This is a genomic window from Arthrobacter sp. ERGS1:01 (genome assembly GCF_001281315.1).
Taxonomy (GTDB): Bacteria; Actinomycetota; Actinomycetes; order Actinomycetales; family Micrococcaceae; genus Specibacter.
The window spans coordinates 665,571-682,384 of the sequence record NZ_CP012477.1 but is presented as its reverse complement, the minus strand read 5'-3'; the positions used below and the strand labels follow the sequence as shown (position 1 = coordinate 682,384).

Annotated in this window: 11 protein-coding genes and 2 pseudogenes; 4 read left to right on the top strand and 9 right to left on the bottom strand. The window is 56.4% G+C overall.

The genetic code is table 11. The annotated features are described in order from the left end of the window. Nucleotides 1-106: 106 nt before the first annotated feature. Nucleotides 107-733 (bottom strand): Helicase associated domain protein, encoded by a 627-nt coding sequence (locus tag AL755_RS02995; protein ID WP_054009638.1) that lies wholly within the window; start codon nucleotides 731-733, stop codon nucleotides 107-109. Nucleotides 734-959: 226 nt separating this feature from the next. Further along, nucleotides 960-1,148, bottom strand: a pseudogene (locus AL755_RS22140) (Tn3 family transposase); the annotation flags it as partial. 104 nt (nucleotides 1,149-1,252) lie between these two features. Between AL755_RS22140 and AL755_RS02990 the strand changes: the two are divergent. Then, on the top strand, nucleotides 1,253-1,942 hold the full coding sequence (locus AL755_RS02990; RefSeq protein WP_054009637.1) for a Pr6Pr family membrane protein: 690 nt from the start codon (nucleotides 1,253-1,255) through the stop codon (nucleotides 1,940-1,942). Between the two features lie 117 nt (nucleotides 1,943-2,059). Here the strand turns inward: AL755_RS02990 and istB are convergent, their stop codons facing one another. From istB to AL755_RS02970, 5 genes are all read right to left on the bottom strand, one after another. After that, nucleotides 2,060-2,833, bottom strand: coding sequence for an IS21-like element helper ATPase IstB (gene istB, locus AL755_RS02985; RefSeq protein WP_054009636.1), 774 nt, complete (start codon nucleotides 2,831-2,833; stop codon nucleotides 2,060-2,062). 25 nt (nucleotides 2,834-2,858) lie between these two features. Further along, the gene (gene istA / locus AL755_RS02980) at nucleotides 2,859-4,103 is read right to left on the bottom strand and encodes an IS21 family transposase (protein ID WP_160318826.1); all 1,245 of its coding nucleotides are present in this window, start codon (nucleotides 4,101-4,103) and stop codon (nucleotides 2,859-2,861) included. A gap of 482 nt (nucleotides 4,104-4,585) precedes the next feature. After that, nucleotides 4,586-6,079, bottom strand: coding sequence for a hypothetical protein (locus tag AL755_RS02975; protein ID WP_054009634.1), 1,494 nt, complete (start codon nucleotides 6,077-6,079; stop codon nucleotides 4,586-4,588). Next, the gene (locus AL755_RS23100; protein ID WP_150116991.1) at nucleotides 6,076-6,729 is read right to left on the bottom strand and encodes a hypothetical protein; all 654 of its coding nucleotides are present in this window, start codon (nucleotides 6,727-6,729) and stop codon (nucleotides 6,076-6,078) included. Before AL755_RS23100 ends, AL755_RS02975 begins: the two co-directional genes overlap by 4 nt. Before the next feature lie 708 nt (nucleotides 6,730-7,437). After that, nucleotides 7,438-8,637, bottom strand: a complete 1,200-nt coding sequence (locus tag AL755_RS02970; RefSeq protein ID WP_054009633.1) for an IS481 family transposase — start codon at nucleotides 8,635-8,637, stop codon at nucleotides 7,438-7,440. A 503-nt stretch (nucleotides 8,638-9,140) separates the two neighbouring features. On the opposite strand from AL755_RS02970, the pseudogene AL755_RS02965 reads away from it, so the two are divergent. Both AL755_RS02965 and AL755_RS02960 read left to right on the top strand, forming a co-directional pair. Further along, nucleotides 9,141-10,636: pseudogene (locus AL755_RS02965) on the top strand (type I restriction-modification system subunit M). After that, on the top strand, nucleotides 10,633-11,829 hold the full coding sequence (locus AL755_RS02960; protein ID WP_160318825.1) for a restriction endonuclease subunit S: 1,197 nt from the start codon (nucleotides 10,633-10,635) through the stop codon (nucleotides 11,827-11,829). Before AL755_RS02965 ends, AL755_RS02960 begins: the two are co-directional and overlap by 4 nt. Before the next feature lie 137 nt (nucleotides 11,830-11,966). Here the strand turns inward: AL755_RS02960 and AL755_RS02955 are convergent, their stop codons facing one another. Further along, on the bottom strand, nucleotides 11,967-12,368 hold the full coding sequence (locus AL755_RS02955) for a hypothetical protein (RefSeq protein WP_150116990.1): 402 nt from the start codon (nucleotides 12,366-12,368) through the stop codon (nucleotides 11,967-11,969). Between the two features lie 25 nt (nucleotides 12,369-12,393). Further along, a complete protein-coding gene (locus AL755_RS22135) occupies nucleotides 12,394-13,059 on the bottom strand; it encodes a DUF4238 domain-containing protein (RefSeq protein ID WP_150116989.1) in 666 nt (221 codons plus the stop codon). A 249-nt stretch (nucleotides 13,060-13,308) separates the two neighbouring features. Between AL755_RS22135 and AL755_RS02950 the strand changes: the two genes are divergently transcribed. Beyond that, on the top strand, nucleotides 13,309-16,593 hold the full coding sequence (locus AL755_RS02950) for a type I restriction endonuclease subunit R (protein ID WP_237762459.1): 3,285 nt from the start codon (nucleotides 13,309-13,311) through the stop codon (nucleotides 16,591-16,593). Nucleotides 16,594-16,814 lie beyond the last annotated feature (221 nt).

Below are 16,814 nucleotides of genomic sequence, written 5' to 3'. Positions count from 1 at the left end.
CATAAACCTGCGTGTTTGATATCCCACCAATCTCTTACTAATCAAAGTCTCGTACCCCCAAGGCTGTTACCGAGACCATACAACAGGTGCGCTATAGCGGCGCCAGCTACTCTCTACTGCGCCAGCCGGAGAAGGACGCATCGAGTGCCTCGAGACGCCACGCCAATAACCGCCCCTCAGCGCGGGCTTGATGTTGGGTGTGAAGCCAAACGCCCAAGACATGCTCATGCTCCCCGCTGAACTTCTTATAGCCGGGCATCTGTCCAGTCTCGGCGACGAACACCGCCAACTCACAGAGACGATTCCGCCAATGGTCATCAAGGGCTGTCCGCGGCGGAGTTTCGTCCCAGCCCGGGGCCATGTCCATCTGCGTGATTCTAATGGCCGGCAAAGCTCCGCGACGATGCAAGGTGAACTGGCTCCTGACCCAACTAGCTAGACCGTGCTCAACTTCATCGCCGTGGACGGCGGGGAGCCTCCCATTCGACTTGCAGAAGTCTTGGACTTCCTTGTACCTGTACTGCCAGCGCGTGGGCGACCAGTCGGGGTCGCGGGCTTCTCTGGCAGAGTCGTGCACAGCACGGAGGCCCTCATTGACCCTCTCTCGGAGCTGCAGGTGCCGGTGCACGGTGGAGCGGGCCCGTCCGGTGAAGTCCACGATCTCCTGCACGGTCATTCCGGACGAGTACATCCGGTCCCACGCCGGGTGAAGCGAGAACGACTGGGGCGACATGCACTCACCCTAAGGGATAGTCGCAGGAATTGTCAGCGGCCGCATCAGTCTTAATGCCCTTTGTTAACGCCGGATAAAAAGTAGTCCAGTTTTGCCGATGTAAAAGGGTGCCACTGGCTGCGCGGTGACTTGTGCATTCGCTCGTCATGGTGACTTGCGTGAAGGTTGGACTGCTGGATGGGGTGGCTTCAGGAAATGGAAGAAATCGTACGCTAATGCCGATTCGAGGGGGCACGGGCCTGAATTCGCCTGTGCCTGGTTTGGCGTTGTTGCGCAAGGTGTAGTCGACGGTGCGGTTGATGTGTTCCCAGCCCAGGGGTGAGAGATATTGCAGGAGCGTGTCGTCGAATTCCGGATCGTGGCTGCCAACTTCGTTTGTGGCTCGTTCTAGGTAGACAGTGTTCCAAAGCACGATCGGCTTGCGGGACGGTCACGCCGAGTAAGCAATGATTGGCCAACACCATGTCAGTTGCATTTCTATTCCCAGCCGCGAGGAAGGCTGACGGGTAGGCTGGCCAAATGATCGGAATCATTCCAAATCGCACCCTTGCCCGCTTCTGGCATGCCGCCACGGTGCTGCTGGTGATCCTGTCGGTTGGCACCCAGCTTCTCCTCGTGATCGGGAACGTTAACATTGGCTTCGGGCCCTCGAATGCGCCGCTCGGGCAACGGATCTTCGAGTTCTTTAGCTACTTCACCGTCGAATCAAACATTTTTGTCGGCGTCGCCACGGGGATGCTCTTCATGCGCCCCGACCGCGATGGTGCATTCTGGCGTGTGTTGCGCATCGGGTCGATGTTCGGGATCACCGTCACCCTCGCCATCTACCACTTCATTTTGTCGCCCCTGGCGGCCTTCACGGGCATCGCCTCCGCGTCCAACATTGGATTGCATTACGTTGTTCCGATCTTCGCCATCCTGGGTTGGATCTTCTTCGGGCCGCACCCGAGAGTCACCTGGAGGGCACTCCTGTTGGCCGCACTTTGGCCCGCCTCGTACATCGTCCTGACCATCGCGCAGGGCGCGGTGACCGGGTTTTACCCGTACCCGTTCGTGAACATCACAAAGCTGGGTTTCACCACTGTGGCAGTCAACGGTGTCGGCGTCATTCTTCTACTTCTTGCCGTCGGGGCCCTCTACCTTCTCCTTGACAATCTCATTGCCCGGCGCCAGACAACCAAGCACGCCGACGCATTGCTGACTCGATGACAGGAACCAGCTTCCGTCGTCAAACTGTGAGCCAGCGGTTACCTCCCACAGCGAGACCTCAGCGTAGTTTGTTCCGCCGGTAATTGACCACAGGACTTCGATCTTGCAGCGACCAGGTTATCGAGCGGGGGTGCGTTTGGTGTGGTGGCGGGTGCGGTAGCTGGCGCCTTTGAGCGCGATGACTTCGGCGTGGTGAATGAGCCTATCGATCGTGGCCAACGCGATCACTTCATCCCCTAAGGGCTCGCCCCATCGGGCGAACTCGAGGTTGGAAGTCACGATCACAGAGCCTTGCTCATAGCGTGAGCTGATGAGTTGGAAGAACAGGTTCGCAGTATCAATGTCAAAGGGTAGGTAACCGACTTCATCGATGATGATGAGCTTGTACTTTTTGATGCGTTTGAGTTCCGCCTCGAGGCGTCCTTGGGAATCTGCCTCTGCCAGGCGGCGGAGCCACCCACTGGCTGTATCGAAGTAGACGCTGTATCCGTTGTGGCATGCCCTGACGCCGAGACCGATCGCCAGGTGAGTTTTGCCTACCCCTGGCGGGCCAAGGAGAACGACGTTGTCTGCCTTGGCAATGAACGTTGAGGTTGCCAGGTGGCTGATGAGTTCGCGGGGCGCGGTGGGTTGATGCTCGAAGATGAATCCCTCAAGTGTTTTCTCATGACCGAACTTTGCAGCCCGGATCTTGGTATTGATGCTGTTGGCAACACTGGCTGCGACTTGTTGATCCATGACCGCGGCCAGGTATTCTTCGTAGCTCCATCCGTTCTCACGCGCCGTTTCAGCCATCGACTCGTAGACCTCGGTAATGACCGTGGCCTTCATCGCCCGTGCCAGGTATGGAATCTCGGATAGGCTGGCTGGCCGGTTCTGAGTTGGGGTCATCGAGGAGGTGTCCTTGCCTGTGTGGTTATTCATCCGGGATGTCGTGCAAGGTGATGCCGAATACCTTGTCGTAGTCGGCCAATGAACGGTACTCGACCTGATTGCCAGGACTTTGTATCGGCAGGGCCGGCGGCCGTTCCTGGAACGCTCTGCGTAGCTGCCCTGCGGCGGTGACATGTGCAGGATTGATAAGGGTTTGTCCCGTATCGATACAGCGAGGATGTTCAGCAACCACCCGGCCCGCGTAGGTGAAAGTGATCGTCGTGAGACTTGCATGGATGTCAATCAACCTGCCAATGAACTCCGGAGGGCACGAGTAGTCATTACCCAGAACCCGGAAGAGGTAGTTCCGTCCGAGCTTTCGCCGATCAGTGAACCCGCCACGGGGCATCAAAGGAGGTAGCCGGCGCATGGCCACCAGCTCATCGCTCATGTTGGCGATCGGAGACGTATTACCTATCCGCCGGACTTTCCTGTGATTGGCCACCGTGATCAGCCACTCATCCAGGTCCGTATTGAAGTGCTCCATGGAAGCAAAGACCCGGCCAGGGAGGAACGACTCCTGGACGTACCGATTGGCCCGCTCGACCAAGCCCTTGGATTCCGGGTCATAGGGCCTCGTCTGCTTCACTGACAAGCCCAGGGTGCCTGCGAACTGTTGAACCATGTCGGTGAGCTTCCCGCCCCGACCAATGCCAGACTCGTTATCCCACAACAACGATGCCGGAACCGCACCCAAACCCTCCAGCAACGAGGACATACCCGCCACCAGGTCACCAGTGGTCCGAGAAGGCAGCATCCGCGCCATGATCCACCGCGAGTAACCCGAAACCATGGTCAAAACCGGAGGAGACAACATGGCCCCGTGCCCCGATGGGATAATCTTCTCGTTCGGAAACCACAGATCACATTGAATGACTTCACCAGGATCAAAGCGAAGATGATCCACCGGATCAGGAATCGCCAGGCCCGCCTTGATCTGAGAGGCCTTGGCCCTGAAAACAGAATGCCCACCGGTATAGCCCACCCGCTGCGCCAATGTTGGGGCACCCATCCGCGGATATTGCGTCAGGATCCGTGTCATCTCATCCACATAAGGATCGACAATCGAGCCACGCGGCTTCTTCTGATACACCGGAGGGACTTCACTGGCCAGGGCCCGAACCACAGTCTTTCGAGCCAACCCCATCCGAGCGGCGATCTCGCGAACAGAAAGACGATCCGCCAAATGAAGACGCCGAATCTCAGCCCATGCCTCGAGATCAATCACCCACGCAACCTCCGCAACAGCTAACCGCACGAAACCACAAGTGGACTACTTTTCAACCGGCGCCAGTGGCACCCTTTTACATCGGCAATACTGGCAACCTTTTAGGACGGCGTCAACATAAGGAAATCATCAATGGGAAATGAACTCATAAATCACCAAATTTGTCTACATTAGCTCAAAACCCCGAAAATAGTCTCACATCGAAACTGACTCTTACGCCGGTTATTGGGTCTGCGAATCAAGGGTCTTTACCCAGCGAATATATCGCTACGAAAATGGCTTGCGTCCAAAAACTTTAAGCGGCCCCCATATAAAAGCGTGGATCCCGGAACGCAAAATACCGCTTGAAGTATCTACATTCGAATACGACGAATTTGCATCCCATTATTCCAAATTGGCAAATTCTCAGCAATTCCACATTTAGAAATAGGTGGTCAATTAGGCGCTTAGATTTTTATGTCGATTTGTCGCCCAGATATTTATTATGAATCATACTCATCGATTTCAATCGTCTGATCAGCTTCAGGAGAACTATAGTCATTTTTGCCCAATGCGGAAATGATTCTTGCATCAAGTTCACTTGTGTCAGTTATTCTATTATGAAGAAGTAGTCTAACTGAAGCCCGCGCATGGCTCGCCAAAGTATCGGACGACGAGCTCGTTACCAGCATTTCTGAAAATTCCACGAGGGTTGTAGTTTCGTCATTCTCCAAGGAATTTTGAATTTGAATACGAGGCACATAGAAACTCTCGTCCAATGCATCGGTAACTGATGATATGTCCCCGTAGATGTCGCCGGACTTTTCAGCTGATATGGAAACCCTCCGAGACAGGCCGTGTAGATCAACTGCCTTAATCTTGAATGAAGGAAGAATTTCGGCCAGTTGCTCCCACTGAGGGATGGTCCCGCCAGACATACGGCCTTTCAGTTTGCGGGCGTCATCCGCAAAAAGAATTCTCCAATCCTTGATGTCAAGGGCAACCAGTCCTCGCCAGAGCTTCCAGACCGGTTCTTCATCAGGCTGGTAACCCTCGGGATCGCCCACGCGCCCCTCAGCCGCTTCATTAGGAGAGACCATATTCATGACTACCTGGCTGCGTTTCGCGGTCCACTTGGTGATGTTTGCATTAAGTAGGGGAGAAACGTCCAGGGTTTCAAGGTCAACGGCTATGTCAAAAAGGTCTGATAGAGACATAACATCTCCAAGCTCCTCCCAAAGATGTTGCGTTTCACGCGCCTCTGGATTGCCCAACAGAAGTGGTAGCACTGTCCGCAATTCAGCTTGGCTGAATTGTCCAGCGAGCGAGAGTTCAGCAAAATTGCCACGCATTACATCTCGCACGAGACCAGTCGATCGTTTCAGACGCAGGGCAGCATCTTCCATGAAAAACTGATCGACGGCACTGTCGAATTCTTCGAAGGATTCAGATGCATCAGAAAGGACGGACGCGGAAGAGATGGTCGCGGCTTCGTGCTGCCCTATATAACCGCGGCCTCCGCTCAAGAAATTTTGCCCAACTAGCTTCGAAAAGTCGTAGCCGTTTGTGAGATTTCCGTCCTTTGGTGAAAGCGTTTGGAGAGAACCAGTATCTGTGATTAGGAGATCCACACGTTTGATCTTCTGCTCCACTTGAATAGCTTCACGTGCCACTTGTCCCGAGCTGCGCTCATCCACAGCAATGATTAACGGAGATCGGGTAATCAATCCATGTATGTCGGCGGCTATACCCGCCGGGTCTGTGTCAGTGCGAACAAAAAGCGGTCGCTCTTTTCGCTTTCCCCCTTCTTTCCAATTTAGAACCATGTCCGGCATGTAGGAATGATTAAAGTAGTCAGTGAAAACGACATCCACTCGCTCGTCCAGCTCCATGAGCTTTTCAGCGACAGCGGTTTTGACACCCGTTATAACCGATTGTGGAGAGCTGTTATTAAGAGCTGATAGGACTTCCTGTTGGAAATCTCCTGACTTAGTCATGACGCTTTCCTCCCAAGTACTTCTTCAATGCGACTTAGCTCGGAAGCGGTGAGCATAAATCGCTCTTGACGTTCATTAAGTATCAGAAGGTGAACAAGGTCTGATGTTTCCTTCAATATGTTGTCGTCAATCTCAGCACCATTAAGTACGCCACTAAACTCTCCCAAAGCCTCTCTTATTCGAGAGGGTTTGAAGTTGTCCACCCATTTGCCGATTCCAAAAGGGTGGGTTGTAACGAACATAAACTCGGCACGCTCGGAGGTGTTGTTCTTTTTCGCTAGAGCAGTCGCACTATAGGCGTGGGCCAAAAATTCCCTATAGTATGCGTCAAGTTTACTGGCATTTCCATCAAAATTCTTGGCTTCAACATAGAGAGGTACATTCGATTCTCCAAAAATGAATCCAAACATATCAAAAAGTTTGCTTCCTTGGAGCAGTTGAACGCGACAGATGGAGTCGTTTCTGTATGCATTGAACGGAAGCTCGATCCAGGTCGTACTTTCAAGTCCCCGCTTCGCCAGTGCGACGCCATCAATGCCCTTCTGCTGTATAGGTTCAGCGCTTAGCCCCATTTGTGCCCCAATCGTTGGCTCTAAGTAATTTGTCGTGAGTCTACACTGAGTTGCACCGACGCTGGTCGTTGATTTCAAGCCCCAGATTGTCCTCTAGAGCAGTGACTCACACTTCACTTGAGTCCAAGTTTCCCTGTAGGCTATTCTGTCCGAAGCTGCGATGGGCTGCCCGTCGCGACGACTGGACGACTGGACTACTGGACGACTCAAAAACGAAATCTATCCCAAACTCGCATAGTTTGCCCCCCTGCCAAGCATCGCCAGGCCCGAGGGCGAGGAAGGTACCTACCGCCGGAATCCGCGACCACCACACTGCGCAGATCGAGCTGGGCCTTTTCCTCGCTCATCTACCTCTACTTGGCCGCCCGACCATCGCAGCCGCCATGCAACACAACGGCGACATCATCGGTCACCCCGTGAAGAACTTCGATAGCAACACCAACGTCAGCTGTAAGCTAATCACCTTGGCCAAACCTGGCTGTCCGGTCGCCAAATATCTCGTCTCCTCAGCGATGTCCGCCACCATATCCCTTACTTCCCAAACTGCTGCTGACACGCCTACGGCCTCGAACGCCAATCCATATTTTGATTCACGTCCACCAGGCAACGGCCAACATAGGCACCCCAAATCCCCCGGCGCCCTAGCATCATTGTCGTCATGTTCGCCGGCGCAGACTTCTCATGGCGTTTGGGAAAATGGCTCCCTACTCTCTTGGTCGTGGGTTCAATTCCCGCCCGGGGCACCATGTGATGTGTCGCGACATCGTTGACTGATGTAGCGAGACATCATTGACAGAAGCTCTCTCCTTCGGGAGGGAGCTTTTGTTTTTTCTTGGGTTGGTAGCTTTTGTTGCGGTCGATGGTGTGTTCGGCGAGGATCTCGCCGGTCATGATGTCGGCGATCATGACGTCGGGGCCCGCGATCAGCACGATTACGCGCTTGCCCTGGTGGGTCCGGCCGATAGCCAGGTGGCGCATTGCCCCTGAGTAGCGCAGGCTCACCGTGCCGGTGCTGTCGATCTTGTCGTAGCGAACCCTCCAGTGTTGATCCTGGGCTTGGGCCGGTACTGCTTTGGGTAGTGAGGTGTATACCTCCGCCGGTGTTTTCCGCTCCAGGGCCCGGTGCGGTCGCTCGTGGTTGTAGATGTGTTGGAAGCGTGCCAGCTGCGCATCCAGATCCACGCGGGTCCTTGCTGGGGGTTGTATCGCTAACCATTTCTTGAGGGTTTGATGGAAGCGCTCGATCTTCCCTTGCGTTTGTGGATGGTACGGGGCACCGTTCTTCTGGCTGATCCCGAGCCGCTTCAACAGATACTCGAACGCATTGGGCCCGCCTTTGCCGTGCGCGAAACGAGTTGTGTAGACCATGCCGTTATCGGTCAGTGTCGAGGCCGGATACCCGTATTCTTCGGCGGTTTTGGTGAACGAGGTCGTGACAGTGATCCCGGTGACGCGCGGGTGAGCGCTGATATGGAGCAGGTACCGGGAGCAGTCATCGAGCCAGGAAATGACCTCGGTATCGGTCCCGTCCGCCAGCACCCAGTGGGTGAAGTCGGACTGCCATGTCTGGTTAGGTTGGGCTGCTTCAAAACGGTGCCAGGAGGAACGAGGACGTTTCTGCGGCTGCGGAACCACTAGCTGCGCGGCCCGCAAGACCCGCCAAATCGTCGAAACCGCGGGAACACGGACCCCTTCACGACCGAGCCGGTCGGCAATGGATTCCGCGCCGGCATCTAACCCGGCCGCCGCCAATTCATCACGAAGTTCCCGGATCCTGGCCCGCACCTCTTCCGGGGTAGCCGCCGGATTCGTGGCCGGGCGCCGCGAGCGAGGCTCCAGTCCCGCCTCACCGCCCTGTGCGTAGCGTATGAGCAAGACATGGACCCATTGCCGACTGACCTTGAAACGGCGTGCCGCCTCCGCAGGAGACAATCCCGTCTCAAGGACGGCAAGGACAACGACCCGATTCTGATCAAAAGACGACATAACCCATCATCAATGCCGTCAACGATGTCCCGGCACATCAAATCGCCAGCCTGACGCCAACCTAGGCAACTGTCAACGATGTCCTGAAACCAGACACCGCCCGGGGCACCAAAAAATGGCTCTGACATGCGGTTATGTTCCGCAGGTCAGGACCGTTTAAGGCCAAAAACGGCCCAACTCCCCTTTACTCCCCCAATTCAGCAAAATCTTCTCCTGAAATCACTCCCCCTTTTCAGCACGGTGAAGTTCCCTATTTGACGCCACAACTCACGGCGGGTTCCACAATTGGACTGATTGTCGGCGGTCTACGGACACCGTCGGCGAAGTCACCGAAGAGCACCACAGAGACAACCTGATGCCGTAGGCCAACCAGCGCCGTGTCGGTGCAGTTAATCCTGTACCGCTGAGCTTCATCGGAATCACTTGCAGCAGTAGTTGCTGAACGAACACCCAGTGGGGCCATCCGGTCCGGCACAATGAATTCCGCAGCTAAACTCGAAGGCGTGATTACAGGTGAAATCAAGTCCCAGGTAGACAAGGTCTGGAACACGTTCTGGACCGGCGGCATCTCCAACCCCATCGAAATTATTGAACAGGTCACGTACCTGCTCTTCTTGAAGCGGCTGGACGAGGCGCAGACCCGCGCCGAGAAGCAGGCATTGCGCACCGGAAAAACGGCCCACAATCTGCCGTTCCCGCTGGGCAACGACGAACTGGGCCGGCCGTGGAGTGACCTTCGTTGGAAGAACTTCAAGGATTTGTCCCCCGAGATCATGTTTAAGCGGTTTAATGAGCGCGTTTTCACGTTTTTGCGGGAGGAACTGCCTACGAACAAGAGTGGCGAGGCGACCAGCTACGCCAAGCACCTAGAAGGCGCTCGCTTCACCATCCCTACGGCTAATGTGCTGGGCACCGTGGTCGATATCATCAGCGCAATGGACATGTCCGACAAGGACACTAAGGGCGATCTCTACGAGTACATGCTCTCCAAGCTGTCCACAGCCGGCACCAACGGCCAGTTCCGCACCCCCGCCACATCATCGACCTGATGGTGAAGATGCAAGCACCTAAGCCACTCGAGGAAATCTGCGACCCCGCATCCGGCACGTGCGGCTTCCTGGTCCAGGCCGCCGAGTACCTGCGCGATAACAATGACACGCTGCTGACCAACGCCGAGACGGCAAAGTTCTTCCACAACGAGCAGTTCCACGCCTTCGACTTCGACAACACCATGCTCCGCATCGGCGCCATGAACCTGCTCCAGCACGGCGTCGAGAATCCCGAGGTCACCTACCGGGATTCCCTCGCCAACCTGCACGAAACGGAAGAGGAGAAGTACAGCCTCATCCTCGCCAATCCACCGTTCGCTGGCAGCCTAGATTACGACAACGTCGCCAAGGACCTCCTGAGCATCGTCAAGACGAAGAAGACGGAACTGCTGTTCCTGGCTTTGTTCCTGCGCCTGCTCAAGCCCGGCGGCCGCGCAGCGGTCATCGTCCCTGACGGCGTGTTGTTCGGCTCCACCAAGGCTCACAAGGAATTGCGCAAGTTGATCGTCGACGGCCACCGGCTCGACGCCGTCGTGAAGCTCCCTTCCGGCGTATTCAAACCCTACGCCGGGGTCTCCACCGCCATCCTGTTCTTCACCAAGACCAACGCCGGCGGCACCGAGAACGTCTGGTTCTACGACGTCAAGAACGACGGCCTCTCCCTCGACGACAAGCGCACACCCCTGGGTTCCTCCGACCTTGAGGATGTCTTCTCCCGCTGGATGACACGTTCGACGTCGGAGCTCACCCGCGCGCGCACCGACCAGTCTTTCTGCGTCCCGCGCTCCGAGATCGAAGCAAACGACTACGATCTTTCGCTCAACCGCTACAAGGAAGTCGAGTACGACGAGGTGGACCACCAGTCCCCCGAAGATATCCTTGGTGCCCTTGATGAATTGGAAGCCTCAATCCTCACTGGGATGGCCGAGCTACGGGAGCTGCTCAAGTGACAGCTCTCCAGCAAAAAAGAACCACCAACGTTTTCCTCGGATCGATTGCAGCGAGCACCTCAGCCAGGGCCGGTGACAGAATTGATGTCCCTGTCTATTCGGTGACCAAGCATCGAGGATTCGTACCGAGCGCTGAATATTTCTCAAAACAAGTGTTCAGCCGCGAACTCTCCAACTACAAACTGATTTCATCCGGCGACTTCGCCTACGCCACCATTCACTTGGATGAAGGGTCCATCGGTATTGCACCTGAGGACGCCCTCGTCAGCCCGATGTATACATCATTTCGCGTCGACCACAGCCTCGTCGACGCCGACTACCTCGTACGTTTCCTAAAGAGTCCCAAGGCACTCGCTACCTATCCGTCTTTGGGCAAAGGTTCGGCCGAACGCCGACGATCAATCTCGTTCCAGAGACTGGCCGAACTTCAAGTTCCGCTGCCACCACTCCCCGAGCAGCGCCGGATCGCGGCCATCCTGGACAAGGCCGACCAGCTCCGCACTCAGCGCCGCGAAGCCCTCGCCCACCTCAATACCTTGACGCAGTCGATCTTTGACGAGATGTTTGGCGACCCTGTTGCCAACGAGATGAGATGGACAAAAGAGCCATTGTCTGAGCTGCTGTCAGCTATCGAAAGTGGTAAAAGTCCGGTTTGTCTCGCGCGACCTGCCGCTAGCAACGAATGGGGAATTCTAAAGCTGGGTGCCATCTCGACCCAATCTTGGCTTCCGTCACAGAACAAGGCTTTGGCTGAAAGCGAGCCGGACCGCCGATTCGAAGTGGAGGCAGGGGACGTCTTGTTCTCAAGAAAAAATACCCCCGCGCTGGTGGCAGCTGTGTGCATGGTCAACAAGACTCGGAGCCAACTACTTCTTCCTGACTTGATTTTTCGCCTTCGAATTGCTGATTCCTCGATCATCACCAACACTTATCTAGCATCTGTCCTGCAAAACCAGAATCAGCGTGAAGAGATTCAATCTATGGCGACGGGTTCCGCCCAGTCCATGGTCAATATTTCCAAAGCAAAACTCATGTCGGTAAGCATTCCAGTGCCCCCGCTGGACCTTCAGCAGACTTTCCTTAGGCGAGTGGCCGGCATCGACAGTTTAAAGGAGCAGTACCGCGCTCAACTGGCCGAATTGGACACCCTTTCCTCATCCCTTCAATACCGGGCATTCAGCGGTGAACTCTAAATCTCAGGAGCCACCCCCGAACAGTTTCCACAGACTTGAATACCGACCGATGGCTACGAAGCACGGACGGCAATCCGTACCAAGATCCCGAATCTTTACCAGCCAAATACAGAACGAGCCAATTCCTCACTGGTCTTCTACTCGCTCAGCACCTGTTCAAGGACGTCGTCTGGACGGACACGACGCATCGGGCGCCTTGCTGGTGTTGAGTTCACCCGTGCTGCGGCCGAGGAGCCATAGTCACGTACAGTGAGCAACGGGCTTGGTGCTGGCATATCCATTGACGTGAATTCAACATGGTCGGGACTGGCTGCGACCCAATCAATTGCTTGAGCAATAATGAGCTCGTTGTGCTCCTCGGCGAAGGACTCCGCGTCCTCACCCGTCAGCTCAATTTCTATTGGCATGTCCGCCGAGCCCGAGGGCCCATATGCCAAAACGACGGACGGTGAGATGGCAAGCAGGATGGTCTCTGCGTTTGAAAATCCGATACCTCCCTCAAACAGCACAAACTCTCCATCAGACTTGTTTGATGGCATGATGCTGTCCTGTCCGGAACCGTCGTCATCCTTCTCGGTCAGGACTGGCTCGTCGCCAATGATCAGGAGCGGCCTGTCGAGGCGTATGAAAGTGGCAGGGCGTGATCCGAGTACCTCCCCCCGCTCCCTCTGACAGTTTTCCAAACATGGCTAGGTGCTCATTGGGGTGCGGAACGAAGTCGGTCTCATGGATGTCTTCTTCGGTGATCTTGTCCGCGTTGAGGAGTTTAACTGTGTAGTCAGCAAGCACTTCAATCGAGCGTCGAACACGCATGCCTCGAACGGCCTGCATTCCCACAAATGAATCAAGGGTCGCGCGTTCCTCTGGAGTGAACGCACGCGGACGCATGAACGTCCGAAAGTCGAGATGCTGCCGGAAAATCTTGGCCGCTCCGCCTTCCACCGCGCTCAACATTGACTCTAATCTCGAGTCGAGGATGGCATTTTTGCTGACGGCAGTGTAATAGTCACGCACACCCAGATCACTGATCGCCCGCAGAGAGACCTTACCGTCTGTCCTGTTTCGAACTCGCAGCTGACCAGCTGCAGAGGCGAAGCGGGCCAGTAGGAACTTCGGGACGATGTGATGCTTGCTCCCGACGGCTGCCTGGGGGTCAAGATTATTCATCCACTCATGTGCGAGACGATCGGACCCTCGACTTGAGGCGTGCGGCTGCAGAATATTTGTCACGATCAGAATTGTCCCATGTGCGACCCATAACTACTCGATCGGATTGGACTCACACCCGAAGTACCGGACGCACTCCGGTTCTGTCACCACTGCATGATTCAATGAGTCAAGGAAACAACCATTGATACGAACGGAGCAGTCTTGGGGGAAGTGCAAAGCAATTTTGCATTCATGCTGGCACAATGGCCGGATCTGGCACAGCGAGCCCGCAAGGCCGAGCAGTTCGCATGGATAGATCCGCGCGTGTCAATGATGTATGCCCGGCACACGGCCGAGCACATTGTGGACTGGATTTACGAGCACGAATCCGCCATCCCCTACCCGTATCAGCGGGATTTCAACGGCCTCCTGAACCAGCCCGAGTTCAAGGCTTTGGTGGGCAGCACTATCACGAGCAAGTTCAACGCCATTCGCAAGGCCGGTAACAACGCCGTCCATGGCAAGACTGATCCTTCCCCGCAGAACTCGCAGTTTGCCGTGGCTGAACTCTTCCACGTTTGCTATTGGCTGGCCCGCACCTACACGATCAATGCTGCGGACCTTCCGGCCACCGGCATGATTTTCAATCTCGAGCTGCTCAAGCCGAAGCTGAAAACTGCAACGCCGGCTCCTTCTTCCATGGAAGCCGTGGCAAGACTTGCCGACGAGCTCGCGGCCAAGGATAAGGACCTTGCTGACTCCCGTGCGAAGTCTACGGCGCTGGAACAGCAGCTCGAGGAGGCGCTGGCCCAGATTGCGGCCGCCAAACAGCGCAACCAAGCCACCCCTGACGTCCATAACTATGACGAGGCACTGACCCGCGCCTACCTCATCGATCAAGACCTGCACGACGCCGGGTGGCCGCTCACACAGGATGAGGACCGCGAGTATCCGGTCACCGGCATGCCCAGTTCCAGCCGGGTCGGCTATGTGGACTATGTGCTGTGGGGTGCCGATGGGCTGCCCCTAGCTCTGGTTGAGGCAAAGCGTTCCACCAAGGATCCTCTGGTGGGCAAGCAGCAGGCCAAACTGTACGCCGACTGTTTGGAGGCCAAGTTTGGCCGACGCCCGGTCATCTATTACAGCAACGGCTATAAGACGTGGATCTGGGATGACTCCCTATACGGCGACCGCCCCGTCCAGGGTTTTCACACGCGTGACCAACTGGAACTGATGGTCGCGCGGCGGAGCACGCGGCGGCACCTGGCCGGAGAACCAATCGACAACGAGATCGTGGAGCGCGGCTACCAACACGGGGCCATCCGGGCCGTGACGGAGAGCTTTGAGGCCTCGTCCCGCAAGGCGTTAGTGGTGATGGCGACGGGAACAGGTAAGACGAGGACCGCCGTCGCACTTTCCAAACTGCTCATGGACGCAAACTGGGCCAAGCGCATCCTTTTCCTTGCCGACCGGGTGTCCTTAGTGGCCCAGGCGGCAAGGGCTTTCAAGACCCATCTGCCCGGCAGCGCGCCCGCGATTCTGGGGCGAGACAACGACACTGACAGCCGCATCAACCTGGCGACCTACCCGACCATCATGAACATGATTTCCGGCAGTACCCGGGGCGCCGATGGCGAGCCGTCATTTGGGATTGGGCACTACGACCTGATCATTGTGGATGAGGCGCACCGCTCCATCTACCAAAAGTACCGGGCCATTTTTGACTACTTCGACTCGCTGCTACTTGGCCTGACCGCCACACCGCAGGCTGACGTGGACCGCAACACCTATTCCATGTTCGACATTGAGGACAACGTCCCCACCTTCGCCTACGAACTCGACGAGGCGATCGATGCTGGTTACCTAGTGCCGCCACGCGTAGTGCCAGTGCCGCTCAAATTCCCCTACGAAGGCATCCGCTACGACGACCTGTCCGAGGCCGAAAAGGACCAATGGGACGACCTCGAGTGGGATGAGGAGGGCGAGATCCCCGCAGCAGTTGACCCCGCCGTCGTCAACAGCTGGCTGTTCAACACCGACACCGTGAACAAGTCCCTCGAGGTGCTCATGACGCACGGGCACAAAGTGGCTGGCGGCGACAGGCTAGGCAAGACCATCATCTTCGCCAAGAACAACGACCACGCGAACTTCATCGCCGCCCAGTTCGACAAGAACTATCCGCACTTGAAGGGGCACTTTGCGCGCGTCATCACGTATCAGGAGACGTATGCCCAGAGCCTGATCGACTCCTTTAGCCGGCCGGAAGACAACCCACTTATTGCCGTCTCGGTCGACATGCTGGACACCGGCATCGATGTGCCAGAAGTGCTCAACCTGGTATTCTTCAAAATGGTCCGATCCAAAACGAAGTTCTGGCAGATGCTGGGACGCGGCACCCGCCTGCGCCCAGATCTCTTCGGCCCGGGGCAGGACAAACAGGATTTCTTCATCTTCGACCTATGCCGCAATGCCGAATACTTCAACGCCGGACTTCCCGGAAACGAAGGATCGATAGGCAAGTCGCTGTCCGAGGCGACGTTCGCCACCCGAGCCAAGCTGCTGTGTGCCGCACGATCTGCCGGCATGGGCTCCCTGTCGCTGGTGGCGGAGCTGGCGCACGAGCTTGCCGGCCAGATTTCCGCGCTGCCTGCCAGCAATTTCCTGGTAAGGCCACACCGTCAGGCCGTTGAGAAATACTCCGAAACTGCTGGCTGGGCTGAAATTTCAGAATCCGACGTTGCCGAGCTGGAACGTGGCTTGGCCAAGGTAGCCGGACAGGGCGCACCCGCCGAAAAAGAAGAGGCAAAGCGCTTCGACCTGATCGTGCTCAACGCACAGCTCGCGTCCCTGGTGGACCCGGGTGCTGTGGACGCCTACCGAAAGAAGATCCAAGACATCGCCGCTGCCCTGGCCGTCCAGCCGAACAACCCGGCCATTTCGCCTGTCCTGGGGCTGCTGGAGCAAATTGCCGACGACAACGAGTGGGCATCCGTTTCCGTTGAGTGGCTGGAATCTGTGCGGCGAAAACTCCGCGGGTTAGTGCACCTGATCGAGAAGAAACGCCGCAATGTGGTGTACACCAACTTCGAAGATGAGTTGGGCGAATTGGTGGAGATCGAGCTCGACGGTGTTCGCTCCGGAGTAAACAACTTTGACCGGTACCGCCAGAAGGCACAGATGTACCTGCGCTCCCATCTTGATCTGGCCACGCTGCAGCGCCTGCGCCGCAACAAACCACTGACTCCCCTGGACCTGACAGAGCTAGAACGCATCCTTGAGGAAAGCGGTGCAGGAACACCGGAAGACCTGGCGCGGGCCCGCACAGAGGGCCTGGCCCACTTTGTCCGTTCGTTGGTGGGGCTCGACCGTGCTGCGGTCGAGGAGGCCCTCTCTGAGTTCATTGCCGGCGCAAACTTCAACGCCGCACAGCTGGACTTCCTGGCTGTGCTCACCACTCAGCTCTCTGAGAACGGCTTTGTTTCAATCGGTGCCCTTTACGAATCCCCATACAGCGAACTGGCGCCCACCGGGCCGGATGAGTTGTTCGGAGACACTATGTTTGACCGGTTGGAACTGGTATTGAGGTCCTTTGACGAGGGGCTGAAAGTCGGCTAACTCTGCAGCTTTCGGATGGGTGTCGACATGCAGAGTTGGCGGCTTCGGGCGATCCTTCCGCGCCGCAATATTGAACAGCAAGTTCCGGACAGTCGGTATGGAACAAGGACGCGCTCTGCATGGAAACTAAAGTGTGCCGATAGATCTTCTTTACTCCACCCCGGTTCCTCGGCAAGCCTGCCGAGCTGACCTCGGCCGGCAAAGTCCTTTCCTCTCGATAG